The sequence below is a fragment of the Acidisoma sp. L85 genome (assembly GCF_009765865.1).
Lineage (GTDB): Bacteria > Pseudomonadota > Alphaproteobacteria > Acetobacterales > Acetobacteraceae > Acidisoma.
Genome location: NZ_LMUQ01000025.1, coordinates 17,028 through 35,070 on the forward strand (window position 1 = coordinate 17,028; position 18,043 = coordinate 35,070).

Below are 18,043 nucleotides of genomic sequence, written 5' to 3' on the forward strand. Positions count from 1 at the left end.
CAGATCCCTCTACGAGGCTGATTGTCCGGTCGCCGCCGGCACCTCGGCCCATTGCCTGTCCCGAGCGGAACGCAGCACGGCGTCCGTGACGTTATCGGTCGCCAGCGCTTCACGAAAGCTCGGCACAGCGCCCCCCGTTCCGGCTAGCCCCGACAGAAAGTCGGCCATCTGATGGATGAAGCTGTGTTCGTATCCAATCTGAAGCCCCGGAACCCACCATTGCTTCATATAAGGATGATCGCCATCGGTTATGTGGATCGACCGCCAACCGCGCAGCGTGCCGGTGTCGCCATGGTCATAGAAGTCCAGCCTGTGCAGGTCGTGCAGATCCCAAGCAATCGAGCCATGCTCGCCGTTAATCTCCAATGTGTAGAGCGCCTTGTGACCCCGCGCATAGCGCGTCGCCTCGAAGGTCGCGAGCGAACCGTTGGCGAAGCGCGCCAGGAAGGCAGATGCGTCGTCGATACCAACTGCCTGCACTTTCCCGGTTTCCACATGCACACGCTGCTTGATAAAAGTCTCGGTCATCGCAGAGACTTCGCTTATTCCCCCGTTCAGCCACATGGCGGTGTCGATGCAATGTGCGAGCAGGTCGCCGGTAACGCCACTGCCAGCCACTGCGGCGTCAAGACGCCATAACCCGGCACCGCCTTGCGGTAGCTCGCTGGAGATTGTCCAGTCCTGCAGGAACTTCGCACGGTAGTGGAAGATGCGGCCCAGCCGTCCCTCATCGATGATCTGTTTCGCAAATGTGACCGCCGGAACACGACGATAGTTGTACCAGACCATATTCGCGACGCCTGCTTGCTCGACAGCCCGCACCATCGCCTCGCTCTCGGCCACGCTACGGCCGAGCGGCTTTTCGCATGCCACCATCTTACCGGCCTTGGCCGCGGCGATCGCGATTTCCGCGTGAGTGCTATTGGGCGTCGCGATGTCGATCAGGTCGATATCGGGCCTTGCCATAAGCGCGCGCCAGTCAGTCTCGACCGTCTCGTAACCCCAGTTCTCGGCGAAAGTCTTCGCCGTCGCCTCGGTCCTCGCGCAAACCGCTTTCAGCACCACATCTTGCGGCAGGTCGAAGAACTTACCGACCTGGCGAAAAGCATTGGAATGTGCCCGGCCCATGAAGCCGCAGCCGACCAAACCAACATTGAGCCTCTGCTTTGCCATGACGCTGCCTACCCGCCGCTATTGCCGCCAACCATGCGCGTCGCGAACCTTCAGCATCGCGCCAAGGATTTCTTCCCATGTTTGGGGCAGCAGCATGACATCATTGGAAAACATGCAGCCATCCCAACAAATATGTTGGAACGCTTTGGTCAGCTGCCCATCCGCGCCACGGAGCCAGGGCGCGGAATCCTTTACCGGATCGAGTTTGCCGTTCGGATCATCAGGCAGACAATGGCGGCCGGTCTTGTCGTGCGAACCAGTCCCCTTCACCGTCGCATCATTCTGCGCAACGTGAAAGTCTAGCGTCCAAGGCCGCAGCGCATCCGTCATTCGCTTCAGCGCCGCCTGCCAGGCGTCCTGGTCGTCCCAGGTGAAATTCGCGGGAAGAAGACGGTCGGCCTCCGCATTGACGCCTAGGGTGTAGAGCAGCGTATGGGCCATGTCGGCCTGAAAACCGAGCCGCTCCGGCCGCCCGACGCCCTCCAGAACTTCCAGCATCGTTCGCACACTTTGCATCCCGCCCCAGCAGATCTCACCTTCCGCAGCAAGGCGTTCGCCATGGGTCTCGGCCACGTCACAGGCACGCTGGAATGTGTCGATGATGAGTTTTGTGTTGCCCGCCGGATCCTTCTCCCAATCCGTGACGCTGGCGGCGGAGTCGATGCGAATGACGCCGCTCGGCCGAATACCAAGCCTGTTCAGCCTCTCACCAATGCTGCAGGCCTTTTCGACCTGTTGCACGAAGCGGCCGCGCTCCTCGGCATTGCCGGCCGCCGAGCCACCACCGACCGGCGGCCAGACCGGCGCCACCAGCGAGCCAATCACCAACCCTTTCGAAGCGACCTGGTCGGCAAGCCGCTTGAGATCGTCGTCCGTGGAATCGATGCTGGTATGTGGCTCGGCCAAAAAAAGATCGACGCCATCGAACCGCTGCCCGTCTACCTCCGTCGCCGCGGTGAGGTCCAACAATGTCTCGAATGCGATGAAGGGCTCCGCGCCCGGCCCCTTGCCGACGATTCCCGGCCACATTGCGTTGTGCATTTTCGGGAAATTGTTTCGCAATCCATCCTCCCTGCCGGCTCTTCATGGCCGGCTCGTCGCAAGCACTCTGGACAGTATCGGCAGGCGAGCCTCAGTGGATAGAATGGTCAATCGCCATCCCGTTAACCACCTTTGCTGCCCGGCTGTAGCGACCATTTGATGACGATCCGCTCTCTCGGTCAAGCATCCTCGCTGGCAGCGTTGGTTAGTAGTTCGCCGCACCGCAACATTGATGGCATCGACCATGCTTACTTTGCGAAGGCCGCGCTGGCGTCTATCGACGGCACGCAGCCTTCAGTTGTCCGCTGCAGGTGTCTCTTTCGCTCTATCGGGCCATGTGGCAGAAATGGTGGTGATCCGGAGGACACCTGCGGGTGGTTCGCTTTAAGCGCGTCGACATAACCAGAAGGGGCAAGCGGTGACAGACCGGAAGCCAAATATCCTCGTGATTTGGGGCGACGACATCGGGCAGACCAATATCAGCGCGTATAGTCGCGGCCTCATGGGCTACCGCACGCCGCATATCGATCGGCTTGCCAAGGAAGGAATGATCTTCACTGACAGCTACGGCGAACAGAGCTGTACTGCCGGGAGATCCGCATTCATTACGGGGCAAAGCGTATTTCGCACCGGCTTGAGCAAGGTTGGGCTCCCCGGCGCGGATCTCGGACTACGGCCGGAAGACCCGACTCTCGCCGAGTTGCTGCGACCGCTCGGTTATGCCACCGGGCAGTTCGGGAAGAACCACTTCGGCGACAAGGACGAATTCTTGCCGACGCAGCATGGGTTCGATGAGTTTTTCGGCTTCCTCTATCATCTCAATGCTTGCGAGGAGCCTGAACAGCGCGACTACCCGAACGAACAGGATTACCCGGAATTCGCCAAGCGGTTTGGGCCTCGAGGCGTGCTCCACTGCAAATCCAATGGGGATGGCAGCCAGACCATCGACGATACCGGGCAGTTGACCGCCAAGAGGATGGAAACGATCGACGATGAGATCGGCGCCAAGACAAGGGATTTCATCGACCGCCATGTGAAAGCCGACAAGCCGTTCTTCGTCTGGACGAACTCGTCGAAGATGCATTTCCGTACCCACCCGAAACCCGAGAGCCTCGGCCAGTCGGGTCGGTGGCAGTCCGAATACCATGATGCCATGATCGACCATGACAAATGGGTCGGCGAATTGCTTCAGCAGCTCGACGATCTCGGAATCGCGGACAATACCATCGTCATCTACGGAACGGATAACGGCCCGCATATGAATTCCTGGCCGGACGCCGGCATGACGCCTTTCCGCAATGAGAAGGATTCCAACTGGGAAGGCGCGTTTCGCATCCCGTGGCTGGTGCGCTGGCCCGGCGTCACGAAGCCCGGCAGCGAATGCAACGAAATCGTCTCGAATCTCGACTGGATGCCGACACTGCTGGCAGCTGCGGGAGATCCGGATATCAAGGAGAAGCTGCTAAAGGGGTATCAGGTAGGGGCTAAAACCTATCGGGTGCATCTCGACGGCTACAATTTCCTGCCGTTCTTCAAAGGTGAAGCCGAGAAGTCGCCTCGCGTGGAGTATTTCTACTTTTCCGACGATGGCGACCTGATGGCTTTCCGCTACGACAATTGGAAGCTCGTCTTCCTGGAGCAGCGGGCTGCCGGCACTCTCCTCATCTGGGCCGAGCCCATGGTCCAGCTGCGCGTACCCAAGCTATTCAATTTGCGCACCGATCCCTATGAGCGTGCCGACATCACGTCGAACACCTATTACGATTGGATGATCAACCACATATACTTGTTTGTTCCGGCGCAGCGGATCGTTGGCAATTTCCTGAGTACATTTGTCGACTATCCGCCGAGACAAAAGGCGGCAAGTTTCTCGATCGACCAGGTGATGGAGAAGCTGGCGCAGCACGGAGGCGGCAGCCACTGACTAACAGGCGTCTCTCGTCCAGCGGCTGCTGTCCGAGAGACGTCGCTATCAAATGTGACTTCTAAGTCGCTAAGTATTCCGCGGCTAGGCCGCAGGTGTGCCGAGCGTCAGCTCAACCCGCCTGTTCTTCGCCCGCCCTTGCGACGTGTCGTTCGATGCGACGGGATCGGCATCTCCGAAGCCCTGCGCCGAGATCAGCTCCGGCTTCACGCCTTGCGAGACAATAAACTGCATGACGTTTTCAGCGCGCTTCTGCGAAAGCTCCTGATTGGTCGTGATGCCCTGCTTCAGCAGCGCCGGACCGATCGGGGTATTGTCCGTGTAGCCATTCACGACGATCTTATTCTCCTGAGATGGAGCAAGCTTCATGGCCAATTTGGCGATGAGGTGCTTACCACGCTCGCTCATCTGCCAGCCGCCCGGCGAGAAGAGCAGATCGCTGTTCACAGTATATTTGATGGCGCCCTGCAACCGGCTGATCTGCGCCTTGTCGGTGGCGATTTGCTGCGACATCGTCGCTGTCTGCTGCTGGAGCTGCGTATTCTCGGCCTGGAGCGCATCGTATTTGCTCTCAGAGACGCCGCATCCCGCCAGCAGTAATGCGGCGAGCAATGGCGCGAAGGGAATTCCGCGCTTCAATATGGTGTTCATGGGCTTCAGTGCCTCTTTTCTTGAATGTACAGCAAAGGCTGTGGACTCGGAGTGAGCAAAGGAAAGCCCGCCAGACTTCCGGCCGGCTCGTTTCCGGCTCTGAGCTTAAGCGGAGAGATCGACCTGCGCTATGCTGTTTCGGTATAAATATAAAACTATCACGGCCAAGCGATGTGCAACTCCGGACAATTCTGCCGCGTCGAAGGCACTCAGGCTCGCCGCAGAACTCTTTATCCGACTGCGCCCGTCCAGAAGCGGCGTCTCGGCACGCACCATCGCCAACGGAGCCGCGTCATTTGGTCGATGGGAATATGCGCTTCCAGTCGTTTTTCATGCTAATGACTGTCCAGCCGCGAGCCTTGGCCTCGTCCATAAGGGACTGCGGGAATGTACCGACCTTGGTATCCGGCAGCCCTCCCGCCGGCCCGTAAGCATATTCGCGGTCCGCGTCGTCGTGATGGACGAGCATTTTCAGCCGCGCCCCGTCCCCCGCGCCCGTCCATTCCAGCATCTCGCGGTCACCGGTGGAATTGCCGAAAGCGGCGTAGGGGCGCTTGCCGATGAAGAGATCGATTCCGACCACCTTGCCGCCGAAATTGTCATCGAAAAACAACTTCGGCATCCGCATCAGTTCCGGCCGGCCGTTCTTGACCACGTAGGTCGTCGCGATACTGGACCCGATGACCTCTTGCGCCGGAATGCCGTAGACGCGCTGGCTGAGGGCGCGCACGAAGTCCTGCCCTCCGCCGGTGACGATGTAGGTCTCGAACTGGTTAGCCCGCAAATATTGCAGCACTTCGAGCATGGGTTGATAGACCAGCTCGGTGTAAAGTCGGTTGTATCTCGGGTGCTTCGCAGTCGCTAGCCACTGCTCGGCGATTGCCCGGAAATCCGCCTGACTCATGCCCGTGTGAGTCTCGGCGAGGATCTTCGCCCAGTCCGCCTCGCCGAAATGCGCCACGGCAGCCATATCATTGTTGAGCACCGCCCTGAATGGCTCTTCCGATCTCCATTCGGGATGCCGCGCAGACAGAGCATGCACACGGTCGAATGCGAACATGGCCTGGGTGTAAAGCGGATGCTCTACCCACAAGGTGCCATCTTGATCGAATGTGGCGATGCGGTCTTCCGGCGGAACGTAATTCGGGCTCCCCTTGTCCGTCGTCGCTCGCACGAAATCCCGTATGGCATCGTTCGCCGGTCCCTCGTTCCATGAGGGTAGGGGATCGGCCGCGGCCTCAGCCCATGCGAATTTCCGGGCGGCGATTGTCGCAAAGGACAGCACCGATAAGCCGGCCAACAAAGCCCGTCGTGGGAAGTCAGCCGGAACGGCGAAATATCTCATGGCGGTTCTCTTTGGCTCGCAACCGAGAATGAGCTAGCGCGAATACGCTGCGGTCACCTGCTCTAGAAGCGAAAGCCGATTCCGACGACTGGCCCGTAGGTGAGCGCCGAGAACGATCTATCTGCGGAATTGCGCAGGCTGCCACTGCCCTGACCTCTTGAACTTTCGATCGCGCGAAAGCCGAACTCCAAATCCACCAGCCTTGTCATGGCATAGGCACCCACGACCGAAGCGCCCCAGCCCCAGGAATTGTCATCAACACCAAGGCCTTGCGCCAGCGCAGCAACCTCGACTCGCCAGCGGGGAGAAGGCACGAAGGTCACGCGGCCGCCAATCCATGGCTGCACAAAACTACCGTTATTCCCGCCGCTGGCATGCAACGGACCCTCTCCCGTAACGGTCTCCGCTGAATTTATGTAAGCGAAGCCGGCGCGGGCATCGACCATGATCGGCACGCCCAACAGATCGCCCGAATAGACTTTGTAGCCAAATCCTGGCGCTATGCGCGTCAGCACAAGTGAAGCATTGGCGCGAAGCTCTCTTCTGCCGAACCGGCCTGTCGCCACGGTCGCGCTTTGGCTGCCATCGACATATTGCATGTCGAGTTCGGCCGACCAGGGCCCGTAGCGGACAAGGCCACTGCCCATGAAAGCCGCGTGCAGACTATGTGCTAGATCGGCCGGGGTCGGAAAACCGGAATCAACATCGACGCTCCCCAGCCTGGACGAGCCCGTATGAATCGTTCCGCTGATCGCGGGCAGCCATAGATAGGGTACTAGTTCCGTTTGGACTTGATACCGGCCGTCCTCCGCGTAGCCGTCCTTGATCGAAAAAAGCTGTGCGCGCGCCGCGCCGGCAGCGAAAAGGAACAGGCCAAATACGGCGGCGCAAAGCGCTGCCGTAAGCGGAATTCGGTCTCTCAACGAACGTTCCCTCGGTGGATGCATGGCACAGTTGCGCATGTGTTGCGCCATCCATCAAGCCGATCTCGTCTTCGCGAGCATGAACTCGCCTTGATACTCATGCGGATATTGGAGAGTTCGTTCGACGCAAGCTCGGTGCAGCGCGGCCGCACTTCGTTCAGGCCGATCTTTGCAGCCGCATCATTTTTCACAATGAAAACAGCCGGACGGCAGTAAATGCTGGCCACGACTCGTCCATCTTGCCGTCGTCAGGGCGCTGCGATGGAAAGGGACGAAGCTTCAGCCAAGCGGCATTAATACCAACTGGCAAAAATATTGACGGATCCGGCGGGCACCGTGTCATGCACGGCGCAGGGCGCCCGACAATCGATGAAGATTATCGCCGCGCGGTTGTCACCAAACGGAAATGACCCGCGCCCGTTAGCCCGCCCGGAACCCCGTCGCCACCACATAAAGCTCGCTCGACTCCTTGCGGCTCGCGGGCGGCTTGGCGTGCCGGACGGTGGCGAAACGGCGCTTCAGCGGGTCCAGCAAGTGCTTCTCGGCACCACCCTGGAATAGCTTCGTCACGAAAGCGCCGCCGGGCTCCAGCATCTCGAAAGCCAGTTCCAGCGCCAGCTCGGCAAGGGTGACGATCCGGATATGGTCGGTCGCCGCATGGCCCGAAGTATTGGGCGCCATATCCGACAGCACCAAAGTCGGCCGGCCGCCCAGCAGCTCGATGATGCGGGCCTGGTACTCCGGGTCGGTCGCATCTCCCTGGATGAGATGCGCGCCGGTTATCGGCTCGATCGCCAGCAGATCGATCCCGACCACCGCCGCCGCCCCGCGATCCAGCGCCACCTGCGTCCACCCGCCGGGTGCCGCGCCAAGGTCAAGCACCCGCGCACCCGCGCCCAGGATATGGAAGCGGTCGTCCAGCTCGATGAGCTTGAAGGCCGCGCGCGACCGCCAGCCCTGGTCCTGAGCTGCCTTCACGTAGGGGTCATTGAGCTGCCGGGTCAGCCAGCGCTGCGAGGCGACGCTACGCTTGGCCGACTTTTTCAGCGTGACGGTGAGCGCCCTTCCGGAACCGGCCGAAGGGCTGCCGCCTCCACGCCGTCCACTTCCAACTGCCATCGGTCGCCTCTCAGCCGGGTGGCGGAACGATGCAGGGGTCGAGACCGACTGGCCCCTTGGCGCGCCGATCCCCCTGCCGCCGCCGGCGACGGATCTGGCGCAGCAGCATGCCTTCGCGCAAGCCACGATCGGCGACGCCCACCTCTGCGGTCGGCCAAACCTCCCGGATCGCCGCGAAAATCGCGCAGCCGGGAAGCACGAAATCGGCTCGGTCGTTGCCGATGCAGGGATGTGCGGCGAGGGCGGCGCGGTCCATGCCGCGCAGGGTAGCGACGGCCTCATCCGCCACCTCGCCCGCCAGAACGACACCATCGACCAAGGGTCGCCGGTAACGCGGCAGCTTCAGCGCAATGCTTGCGACGGTGGTGATGGTGCCGCTGGTTCCGAGAAGGCGGACGCTCGAATGATGCATCTCGAGGCCGATGCGATGGACGTCCTCGAACCGCCACAACCGCTCTGCCACCACATCGACCATTGCGTCGAAGCCGGCCTCGGTGAAGCAGGAATAGGGCGTGCAGGCGCCCAAAGTCATGACCCCGAAGGGCAGCGAGATATAGCCGATGAGCGCCGGGGGCATGCCGCCCGCGTCGAGTCGCACCCAGGCAAGCTCCGTCGACCCGCCGCCGATATCGAAGATCAGCGCACGGCTGCCGCAGCCGGCGAGCAGTGGCGAGCAGCTTTCCAGCGCCAGCTCCGCCTCCTCCCGCGCCGAGATGATACGTATGTCGATGCCGGTCTCGACCCGCACACGGGCGAGGAAATCGGCCCCGTTCAGCGCGCGGCGGCAGGCTTCCGTCGCGACCGCTGTAAGGCCAGCGAGGCGATACCGGGAAAGACGGCCGGCACAGGAGCGCAAGGCGTCCATCGCCCTCTGCATGGCGGGATCCGCCAGCCGCCCAGTCTCCGCTAAACCCTCGCCAAGGCCGACGACGCGGCTGAAGCTCTCGATCACCCGGAAACCGGCGCTGCTCGGCACGCCGAGCATGAGGCGGCAGTTATTGGTGCCCAGGTCGATGGCGCCAAAAATCGGCGGCGGAGGACGCCGGTAGACTGTCGGAACGCCTAGCTCGGCGCCGTTCATGGAGATACTCGCCGCCATGGGTCATAATCACGCCCGGCTCATAAGGACGGCAAGTTGCAAATCTTTAACCCCTCGGCCCCACTGGATGAGAGCCGGCCGGTCGGAACAATTCTGTTCATCACCGCCACCCGCATCGGCGACGCGGTCATCAGCACGGGCCTGCTGGATTATCTCGGCCGCCGCTGGCCCGAGGCGCGCTTCACCGTAGCCTGTGGACCTCTCGCCGCAGGTATCTTCGAGCGCATGCCGGGGCTGGACGGTCTTATCCTCATGCCCAAGCGGAAGCGGGATGGACACTGGTTCGCGCTCTGGGCGCAGGTCGTGCGGCGGCGATGGGATCTCGTGATCGACCTTCGCGGCTCGACCACAGCCTGGTTCATGATGGCGCGGCAGCGCATCGTGCTGCTCGGCGGACGGCGGCTTGGCGGGCGCCGCCCCGGCCTTCGTCTCCAGCACCTCGCGGACCGTCTCGGGCTGCATCCGCCACCCCTGCCCGTTGCCTGGACGTCGGAGGCCGATCGCGCCCGTGCCAACGTCCTGCTGCCGGGAAATGTGCCACTCATCGGCTTGGGTCCGACCGCGAATTGGGCCGGCAAGGTCTGGCCGCCGGAGCGCTTCGTTGCCTTGTTCCACGAACTGCGGACCCGACGCCTGGCAACCGCCCGGCCCGTCATCTTCGCCGGGCCGGGCGAGGCAGAAGCCGCTCTCAGCCGTCCGGTTACTGCGGCACTCCCAGAGGTGATCGACCTATCCGGCCAACTAACGCTTCCCGAAGCGGCGGCCTGCCTCGCCCGGCTCACCTTGTTCGTGGGCAATGATTCCGGCCTGATGCACCTAGCGGCCGCGACAGGTGTGCCGACGCTTGGCTTGTTCGGTCCCTCTCCAGCCGAGGAATACGCACCCTCCGGCCGCCACGCGCGCTTTGTGGTAGCCCCCGGCCCAGTTGGGCAAGCACCGATGACGGCTCTGACGGTGGAGGCCGCGCGCGATGCGGCCCTCGCCCTCCTCCAGGATGAAAGCGGACTCCCGGCATGAGCGACTTCTACGACCTCATCATCCGCAACGGCATCGTGGTGCTGCCCTGGGGCGAGGAACGAGTCGATATCGGCGTCAACCTCGGCCGCGTCGCTCGTATCGGCGTCACCTCAGCCGCCGAGGCCGGTGAAGTCATCGACGCGACAGGCTTGCACGTCCTGCCCGGCCTCATCGACGCCCATACGCATCTCCGCGACCCCCAACAGGCGGATGTCGAGAGCATTCCCTCGGGCACCCGTGGCGCGGTGCTCGGCGGTCTCTGCGCGGTTTTCGACATGCCCAACGGCAACCCCTCGATCACCACGCCAGAAAGGCTACAGACAAAGAAGGACTTCGCCGCGACGCGGTCCTGGTGCGACCTCGGCCTCTATGTCGGCGCGGCAAGGCCGACCATCGACGGCCTAGCGGAGCTGGAACTCTCGGATGGCGTCTGCGCCGTGAAGGTCTTCGCCGGCAGCAGCACCGGCGACCTGCTCATCGAGGATGATGAAACGTTAGAACGCGTGATGCGGACCGGCCGCCGCCGCATCGCCTATCACAGCGAGGACGAGTATCGCCTGCGAGACCGCAAGCACCTCTTCCATGAGGGCATGCCCTATGCGAGCCACGCCGAGTGGCGCGATGTCGAGGCGGCGTTCCTCGGCACCCGCCGCCTCATGGCGCTGGCCCGCCGCACCGGGCGGCCCGCCCATATTCTGCATGTCTCGACGGCGGAGGAACTGGACTACCTGCACGACTATCGCGACATCGCCACGGTGGAGGTGCTGCTCAACCACCTCACCCAATGGGCGCCCGACGCCTATGACCGGCTGGGTCCCTACGCCGTGATGAATCCGCCGATCCGAGACCGTCGTCACGTCGATGCCGCTTGGGCCGCGGTGCGAGACGGGCTCGTGGATGTGGTTGGATCGGATCACGCGCCGCATTCTCGCGCTGCGAAGGAAAGGCCCTGGCCCCTCTGCGCCGCCGGACTGACGGGCGTGCAAACCATCGTGCCGATGATGCTCGACCATGTTTCGGCCGGACGGCTCTCGCTCTCGCGCCTCGCCGATCTCATGTGCGCGGGTCCGGCACGGGTCTATGGCGTCGTCGGCAAGGGCCGCATCGCGCGTGGCTACGACGCGGACTTCACCCTGGTCGACATGAAGCGCCGCCGCCGCATCGAGGACAGCTGGATAGTCAGCCCCTGCGGCTGGACGCCCTTCGCGGGCACGGAAGTGACAGGGTGGCCGATCGCCACAGTGATCCGCGGCCAGATGGTCATGCGCGATGACGAGGTGCTCGGCGAGCCGGCCGGCCGGCTGACGAAATTCATGGGTTAGAGCGTGATGATCGTGATGATCTAATGCTGAGCCGCGATCCAAAGATCCGTCCTGGCACGTGAAAGCGTGCCAACCACGCCTTGCCTTCGTGATGCAATAAAGGCGTGGATGCCCGGCCTTCGCCGAGCATGGCGTGGTGGATTGAGAATGGTTCAAACCCAAAGAAATCACGCACTAAGCCGACGGTCCTATCCGAAAACGGCTTGGCGTATCGCCGGCGCGCCGGCTGTCGAGCGCCGCGCGCACGCGTTCCGCGAGATCCTGGTAGGAGAAAGGCTTGCTGATGAGGTCGACATCAACCTCGACGCGATGATCCCGCGTGACAGCGCCGTCCTCATAGCCCGAGGTGAATAGCACCTTGATCTCTGGCCATTCGTCCCGTGCGGCATCGGCCAGTTGGCGACCATTCATGCCTTCAGGCAGCCCGACATCGGTGAAAAGCAACCTGATCTCACTGTTATGGCGCAGCGCCTGCAGGGCCGCGGCGCCGTTCGCCGCCTGGACCACACTGTATCCCAATTCCTGCAACACGCTTGCCGAATAGGCACGCACCTCCTCATTGTCCTCGACAACAAGGATCATCTCGTTTCCCTCGCTCCCCGGCGCGGCCATGGGCGCCGCGGAACCGCCGTCCGCTTCCTCGGCGATCGTCATTTCGCGCGGCAGATAAATCCGCACCAGCGTGCCTTGGCCGAGGTCGGACGTGATGCGGACATGGCCGCCAGATTGCTTGACGAAGCCATAGACCTGGCTCAGCCCGAGCCCTGTGCCGTGGCCGACATCCTTCGTGGTAAAGAACGGTTCGAAAGCGCGCGCGATGGTTTCCGCCGACATCCCGGAACCAGTATCGTAAATGCCGACCGTCACGTATTGGCCGGGAGGAAGTTCCGGAATCTGTAGTGTCTGGCTACGATCCAGCGTGATGTTGGCGGTCGCGATCGTGAGCCGTCCACCGCCCGACATCGCATCCCGCGCATTGACGGCCAGGTTGAGGATGGAGTTCTCGAGTTGGTTCGGATCAGCCATGGCGAACCAAAGATCCGACGCAGGAACGACATCGATCGTGATATGCGCACCCAGCGTGCGTATCAGCAGATCCGACATACCGCTGATGAGCTTGTTGAGGTCAAGGGACCGCGGCCGCAGCGGTTGTCTGCGCGAGAATGCCAGCAGACGTTGCGTCAGCACGCTCGCCCGCTGGGCTCCCTGCATCGCATTCTCGGCGGCCCGTTCGATCCGTACCGCCGCCGGCCCATCCGGCATTTTGCGCAGATGGCGATGGACACTCTCGAGATTGCCTACGATCACGGTCAGCAGATTGTTGAAATCATGTGCTACACCCCCGGTGAGTTGGCCGATCGTCTCGATCTTCTGCGCTTGGCGCAGACGGTCATGGGCAAGCTTTTCGTCGGTGACATCTCGACCCACGGCGTAGATCGAGCCTTCGGCCAGCACCCAGGTCCATGAAATTGTGCGATAGTTGTCGTCCCGGTGACGCAGCCGCGCCTCGAAACTCTGCGTTGTCAGCCCCTTGCGCAGTCGCTGCAACTCTTCCTGCACGACACCCTCGTCGTCGGGATGCAACAGCTCGATAATGCCAAGCTTGAACAGCTCGCTTTCGGTCCAGTCGAGAATCGCGGACCAGGCAGGATTGACCGCTACGGGCACCAATTGCGGATCAGCGACCATCATAAGGTCTCGCGATAGCTGCCAGGTGCGGTCGCGTTGCAGCGTCCGTTCCAAGACACGCGCCTCCAGCACCTCGTTCGAGCGCAGAAGCGCCTCCTCGGTGCGCTTCTGCCGAGTAATGTCCTGGAGGAACCCCACAAAGCGCGTGCTGATGCCGTTTTCCATCACGGCCTGCCCCAGGATGGCGAGCCAGAAGAGGCGCCGTTCCCGCGTGATCGTGCGAAATTCCTGGGCGAGCCGGCCCGAACTTCCCGCCCGCAATGCCTCTGCAATAGCCGTTCGCAATCGTGGACGATCGTCCAAGTGGCAGCGACGGATGAAGGTCTGGTAGTCGACGGGCTCGTCCGAGGAAAATCCACAGAGTGAGCGGCATCGTTCATCTAGGACCAGGCGGCCATTGCGAGGGTCGAACTCCCAGTTTCCGAGCCGCGCCGCCTCCGCCGCCAGCCGCAGCTTGAGTTCACTCTCCCGCAACGCCTCCTCGGTATGCTTGCGGTTGGTGATGTCGAGGATGGACGTCAGCACATAGCCACGCGCCGCGCCGGAGCCCACCACGAAGACCGAAGACATGTCGGCCCAAATCACCTTCCCCGCTTGGCCGACCAATCGCTTCTCCTGCCGGACGACGCGCGTACCGGCGGGCGGTGTCTTGGCAGCCGACTCCCTGCCTTCTCCGTCAAGCAGGATGGAGGTGGCCTGCAGCCCGACCAACGACTGGTCGCCATAGCCGAGCATGCGATGCAAAGCGGGGTTAGCGCGCAGGATGATGCCGGTAACCGGCTCGACCTCCAGAATGCCGACCTGCACGTTATCGACAGTCGCTTGCAGGCGCCGCTGGCTTTCGCCCAGTCGGCCTTCAGCGAGGCGGGCACGGCGGCGTTCGTCGGCCTCATTGAGCGCGCGGTCGAGCGCCGCCGGCAGTCGATTGAGGCGATGCTTAACCACATAATCCGTGGCGCCGCGCTTCAGCGCGTCCGTCGCGAACTCCTCGCCGATCACACCGGAGACGAAAATGAAGGGGGTGTCCGGCGCCCTGTCCTGGCAGAGGTCGAGCGCCTCCATGCCTTCGAAACCGGGCACCGAGTAATCCGCCAGCACCACGTCCGCGTCACCAAGGCGCGCTACGTAGCTCGCCCGTTCAGTCGCCCGGACAATCAAGAAGCGGCGATCCGTGCGCTCGAGTTGCAGCGTAATCAGCTCCGCATCGATGTTGCTATCCTCCAGCAGGAGGATCGTGGGGGCGCAGACTTCCCTTACCTGGTGCAAGGCTGATTCCACCATGGTTCCCGGCTAGGGGTCATCCGCCGGACGCCCTGTTGTGAACGATCCAGAAATCGCTGAAATCATGAATCATGCGCGAGAAATCCTGGAAGTCGAGCGGCTTGACCACATAGGCGTTGCCCCCCATCCGGTAGCTTTCGGAAATGTCGGATGCCTCGCCGGAAGCGCTCAGCATCACGATCGGGATATGGCGTTTCGCGTGATCAGACTTGAGAATACGCATAACGTCGAGACCGTTCAGTTTCGGAAGCTTAAGATCTAGCAACATCACCGCAGGATCCATGGGAGCCCGGGAAGCGAAGGCATTCCTGCGGTACACGCAGTCCAGCGCTTCCACGCCATCGCGAGCAACAATAATAGGATTATGTAACGAATAACGTTCCAGTACCGCAAGTGTTAATTCGAGATCACGGGCATCGTCTTCGACTAAAATTATGGGACGAGTCTCGCTCATGCGGCATTCCCCAGAGCTCCGGCCGGTAGCTCGAAGGTGAAGGTTGCGCCTTCATCCGGCCGCGCTGCGGCGGAGATCTTTCCCCCGTGGCGCTCGATGATACGCTTTGTGAGTGCCAGGCCGATACCGGTTCCTTCGAATTGCTCGGCTCCGTGCAAGCGCTGGAACACGCCGAAAAGCTTCCCGGCATAACTCATATCGAAACCCGCACCATTATCGACGACACGATAGATTGCCCGGCCTTCGACAGTCTTGCCATCGATCAGGATATGAGCGGGGCTGCGACCGCGAGAATATTTGACCGCGTTATCGATCAGATTGAGAAGGGCTTGGCGCAACAAGGCGGCATCGCCGAAGGTCGGAGGTAGATCGCCGATCTCCATGTTGATATCCCGGCCCTTCAGAGCGCCCTCGAGCGAGCGGAGAACCTCGCGCACCAGCTTACCCATGTCGATCGGCGAGACGGCGAGCTGAGCACGGCCGAGGCGCGAAAAGGACAGCAAGTCGTCCACCAGATGACCGGCTGCCAGCGCGGAATCTGTAATCGTATCGAGGTAGCGGCGCGAGGTAGCGTCGAGCTTCCCTTCGCGCTGGCCCAGCAGCTCGGCGAAGCCGATGATGTGGCGAAACGGCGCACGCAGGTCGTGCGAAACAGAATAGGAAAAGGATTCGAGTTCCGCGTTTGTCCGCTCCAGCGCCGCCGCCATACCCGCTCGGGTCTCCGCCTGCCGAAGCACGAGACCGATGACGGCATGACGAAATTCACGCGCGCTCTCGATCTCGGCGGTCCGCCACGGCGCCGAGCGCTGCGCCACCTTCTGCCGCCACTCAGCGAATGAATGGCGAGGATGGAGCGTCGGCGGTATCTCGCCTCCCCCCTCCACCGATTTGCTCGGCTCACCCGCCCAGCGCAGCGTGCGCTCCACCTCGGGTCGAAACCACATGATGTAGCTCGCATGCAGCTGCGAGATCGAGATTGCCAGCAAGCCGCTCGCGTGGCCGCTGTAGGCCGCGGCGGAGGGAAAGGCGGCCGAAAGACAGTCCGTCTCGTACACGGTATCGACCGGCCGGGCGCGCAGCCATTGACCAAGAATCGCCACTTCCTCCCGTGGCGGGGTTTCCCCCCAAGATTGCACGGCGCCCTGCAGTAGGACGGCACAACCCCCTGCACCCGCGATATGCAGCCACGCCTCAGGGCTATGCCCCAAGGCTCCATCGAGGGTCTCGCTGCGGGCGAGATAGGTGAGCAGCCGCGTGCCGGTCCGCGACAAGGCCAGGCGCTCGGCCGCCTCCGCCATGCGTAGCCGCACACCGATGCGCTGGGCCACCACGCGCCCTGTCATCTCGCAAGCCGCGCGGACCCGCGGCGAGATCATGCGCGGCTCGTCATGATGGCAAGCAATGAGACCCCAGAGCTCGCCGTCGATCACCAGGGAAACGGACATGGAGGCGCGCACGCCCATGTTCCGCAGATATTCGAGATGCACTGGCGAGACGCTACGAAGCGCGCCGAGCGACATATCAAGCTCTCTGCCATCGAGAGGGCTAAGAGGCGGGTCAAGCGGCACTGGCCGATAGTCGACGTCCGTGATGAGCCGCAGGCGGTTCGCGACATAGAGCCGGCGTGCCTGGGCAGGAATATCGCTCGCCGGAAACCGCAGGTCGAAGTAGCGCCGCTCGCCATCGGCTGAGACCTCGGCCAGGACGACGCCGCTGCCGTCCTCGGCAAAGCGATAGGTCATGACGCGGTCGAATCCGCAGAGCGTCGCCACCTCGGCGGCGGCGGCCTCGGCGATATGCGTGATGTTGTCCAGGGGCTCGATAACATCGAGCAAGCGGTGCAAGCGGTGGTGCAATCCACCACTCCTCGGCGGCTCCGCCAGCGCGACTTCAAATTCGAGGAGAATACCCTGCGCCGTAGCATGGCCGCTGACGTGAAAACGATGATCGGCTAGGAATACGAGATCACGGTAAAAAAGCTCCCCACCCGCTAGCCAATCGCGCAGTCTCGAAGAAAGGGGGATGTTTTCCGAGAAGAAGACATCAGCCTGCTTGCCGCGACCTAGCTCATAGCCAAAGAAGGCCGTCGCGTTGGCGCTCGCCTGGACGATTTCGAGAGAATTGCGGTCCAACACGAGAAGCGCGCCATGCGGCTGGATAAATCCAGGTTGATGGATTGGCTCCCGCGCGCAGAGGTCATTCGCCGTGGCGTCCGGCCCGATCATCAACCGCCCCTCTCTCGCAGGTCACGGCAATGCGCCAACGATCAGCCTGTGTCGAGGGGCAGGTTTAGGGAGATGGCAAGGCTTCTGGCTGGGTCGGGAGGCTAACCTGCAAGCGGCCGCCATTGCGCGGCAGCAGAATCTCAGCCGCCAACTGCCGCACATGGCCGTCGATCAGCCGCTCACGCAGCCCGTCGAGCTTGAGTGCCTCCGCCCAGCCGCCTTGAATCGAGAGGGTCACCTCACCCTCGCCTGGACGGGTCGATATCGCGACGAAGCCGCCAATTTCTTTCGCATGGTCAAGATAAGGCGGTACCGCGACCGCAAGGTAGAGCCCGAGCGCGATCGCCTGATCAAGATCAATCATGCTGTGTGCCGCGCAATCGGCCAGACGCAACACACCGCTCGACACTCCCGCGATTTCGACCAGCCCCGCGACAACCTCTCGGATGAGATCATCCATCGGCACCTTCACGAGTTCGCCGGAGGCATAGACCACGCGATAGGCCGCTGCCATCGATTGCACATGCTCTTCAAGGAAACGAATTTCGCCGCGCCGCTCCGCCGGCAGCATCCGCTTCTGCACATTCATTAAACTGACGATAATTTGAAGATTGTTCTTCACGCGATGGTGAAGTTCGCGAACCAAGTCCTGGCGATCCGCGACCACGCTACTGCCGTTACCTGTATCGACGCTGGCCGGAGCTGTCATCGCCTGACCCCATCCACGATGCTTGGCCTCCAATGCCCAGCGTTCTGGAATCGAAGCCCTGCTTGCGCGAC

The 18,043-nt window shown here is 62.2% G+C and carries 14 protein-coding genes; 3 read left to right on the plus strand and 11 right to left on the minus strand.

Translation table 11 applies throughout. From position 1 onward, the window contains the following. Window positions 1–9 precede the first annotated feature (9 nt). Window positions 10–1,173 (minus strand): Gfo/Idh/MocA family protein, encoded by a 1,164-nt coding sequence (locus GSQ83_RS05135; protein ID WP_158801815.1) that lies wholly within the window; start codon window positions 1,171–1,173, stop codon window positions 10–12. 18 nt (window positions 1,174–1,191) lie between these two features. Beyond that, window positions 1,192–2,235 carry a TIM barrel protein gene (locus GSQ83_RS05140; RefSeq protein ID WP_216849938.1) on the minus strand — a complete coding sequence of 348 codons (1,044 nt, stop codon included), beginning with the start codon at window positions 2,233–2,235 and terminating at the stop codon, window positions 1,192–1,194. 397 nt (window positions 2,236–2,632) lie between these two features. On the opposite strand from GSQ83_RS05140, the gene GSQ83_RS05145 reads away from it, so the two are divergent. Then, window positions 2,633–4,138: an arylsulfatase gene (locus tag GSQ83_RS05145; RefSeq protein ID WP_158801816.1), complete on the plus strand. Its 1,506-nt coding sequence runs from the start codon at window positions 2,633–2,635 to the stop codon at window positions 4,136–4,138. A gap of 84 nt (window positions 4,139–4,222) precedes the next feature. Here GSQ83_RS05145 and GSQ83_RS05150 read toward each other — a convergent pair whose 3' ends face one another. From GSQ83_RS05150 to GSQ83_RS05170, 5 genes are all read right to left on the minus strand, one after another. Further along, the gene (locus GSQ83_RS05150; RefSeq protein WP_158801817.1) at window positions 4,223–4,789 is read right to left on the minus strand and encodes an OmpA family protein; all 567 of its coding nucleotides are present in this window, start codon (window positions 4,787–4,789) and stop codon (window positions 4,223–4,225) included. Window positions 4,790–5,081: 292 nt separating this feature from the next. Next, a complete protein-coding gene (locus tag GSQ83_RS05155) occupies window positions 5,082–6,134 on the minus strand; it encodes an HAD family phosphatase (protein WP_158801818.1) in 1,053 nt (350 codons plus the stop codon). 62 nt (window positions 6,135–6,196) lie between these two features. Continuing rightward, a complete protein-coding gene (locus tag GSQ83_RS05160; protein WP_158801819.1) occupies window positions 6,197–7,057 on the minus strand; it encodes a hypothetical protein in 861 nt (286 codons plus the stop codon). Between the two features lie 420 nt (window positions 7,058–7,477). Further along, window positions 7,478–8,176, minus strand: a complete 699-nt coding sequence (locus GSQ83_RS05165; RefSeq protein ID WP_158801820.1) for an RlmE family RNA methyltransferase — start codon at window positions 8,174–8,176, stop codon at window positions 7,478–7,480. A gap of 10 nt (window positions 8,177–8,186) precedes the next feature. Then, entirely contained in the window at window positions 8,187–9,257 is a 1,071-nt protein-coding gene (locus GSQ83_RS05170) for a Ppx/GppA phosphatase family protein (RefSeq protein ID WP_158801821.1), read from the minus strand. 54 nt (window positions 9,258–9,311) lie between these two features. Here GSQ83_RS05170 and GSQ83_RS05175 point away from each other — a divergent pair, with 54 nt between their 5' ends. Beyond that, a complete protein-coding gene (locus GSQ83_RS05175; RefSeq protein WP_254065510.1) occupies window positions 9,312–10,292 on the plus strand; it encodes a glycosyltransferase family 9 protein in 981 nt (326 codons plus the stop codon). Then, complete coding sequence (locus tag GSQ83_RS05180; RefSeq protein ID WP_158801822.1) at window positions 10,289–11,614, plus strand: dihydroorotase; 1,326 nt, start codon at window positions 10,289–10,291, stop codon at window positions 11,612–11,614. Before GSQ83_RS05175 ends, GSQ83_RS05180 begins: the two co-directional genes overlap by 4 nt. Before the next feature lie 174 nt (window positions 11,615–11,788). On the opposite strand, the gene GSQ83_RS05185 is transcribed toward GSQ83_RS05180, so the two are convergent. From GSQ83_RS05185 to GSQ83_RS05200, 4 genes are all read right to left on the minus strand, one after another. Continuing rightward, window positions 11,789–14,569: a PAS domain S-box protein gene (locus GSQ83_RS05185; RefSeq protein ID WP_158801823.1), complete on the minus strand. Its 2,781-nt coding sequence runs from the start codon at window positions 14,567–14,569 to the stop codon at window positions 11,789–11,791. Between the two features lie 31 nt (window positions 14,570–14,600). Beyond that, window positions 14,601–15,038, minus strand: coding sequence for a response regulator (locus GSQ83_RS05190; RefSeq protein ID WP_158801824.1), 438 nt, complete (start codon window positions 15,036–15,038; stop codon window positions 14,601–14,603). Continuing rightward, window positions 15,035–17,263, minus strand: coding sequence for an ATP-binding protein (locus GSQ83_RS05195; RefSeq protein ID WP_158801825.1), 2,229 nt, complete (start codon window positions 17,261–17,263; stop codon window positions 15,035–15,037). Before GSQ83_RS05195 ends, GSQ83_RS05190 begins: the two co-directional genes overlap by 4 nt. A gap of 64 nt (window positions 17,264–17,327) precedes the next feature. After that, window positions 17,328–17,972: a sensor histidine kinase gene (locus tag GSQ83_RS05200; protein ID WP_158801826.1), complete on the minus strand. Its 645-nt coding sequence runs from the start codon at window positions 17,970–17,972 to the stop codon at window positions 17,328–17,330. Window positions 17,973–18,043 lie beyond the last annotated feature (71 nt).

What these genes read in the sequence shown, in the direction of transcription:
- GSQ83_RS05135 (WP_158801815.1), bottom strand. Translation starts at nt 1,173, where the DNA reads ATGGCAAAGCAGAGGCTCAATGTTGGTTTGGTCGGCTGCGGCTTCATG.
- GSQ83_RS05165 (WP_158801820.1), bottom strand. Translation starts at nt 8,176, where the DNA reads ATGGCAGTTGGAAGTGGACGGCGTGGAGGCGGCAGCCCTTCGGCCGGT.
- GSQ83_RS05155 (WP_158801818.1), bottom strand. Translation starts at nt 6,134, where the DNA reads ATGAGATATTTCGCCGTTCCGGCTGACTTCCCACGACGGGCTTTGTTG.
- GSQ83_RS05180 (WP_158801822.1), top strand. Translation starts at nt 10,289, where the DNA reads ATGAGCGACTTCTACGACCTCATCATCCGCAACGGCATCGTGGTGCTG.
- GSQ83_RS05150 (WP_158801817.1), bottom strand. Translation starts at nt 4,789, where the DNA reads ATGAACACCATATTGAAGCGCGGAATTCCCTTCGCGCCATTGCTCGCC.
- GSQ83_RS05200 (WP_158801826.1), bottom strand. Translation starts at nt 17,972, where the DNA reads ATGACAGCTCCGGCCAGCGTCGATACAGGTAACGGCAGTAGCGTGGTC.
- GSQ83_RS05170 (WP_158801821.1), bottom strand. Translation starts at nt 9,257, where the DNA reads ATGAACGGCGCCGAGCTAGGCGTTCCGACAGTCTACCGGCGTCCTCCG.
- GSQ83_RS05195 (WP_158801825.1), bottom strand. Translation starts at nt 17,263, where the DNA reads ATGATCGGGCCGGACGCCACGGCGAATGACCTCTGCGCGCGGGAGCCA.
- GSQ83_RS05190 (WP_158801824.1), bottom strand. Translation starts at nt 15,038, where the DNA reads ATGAGCGAGACTCGTCCCATAATTTTAGTCGAAGACGATGCCCGTGAT.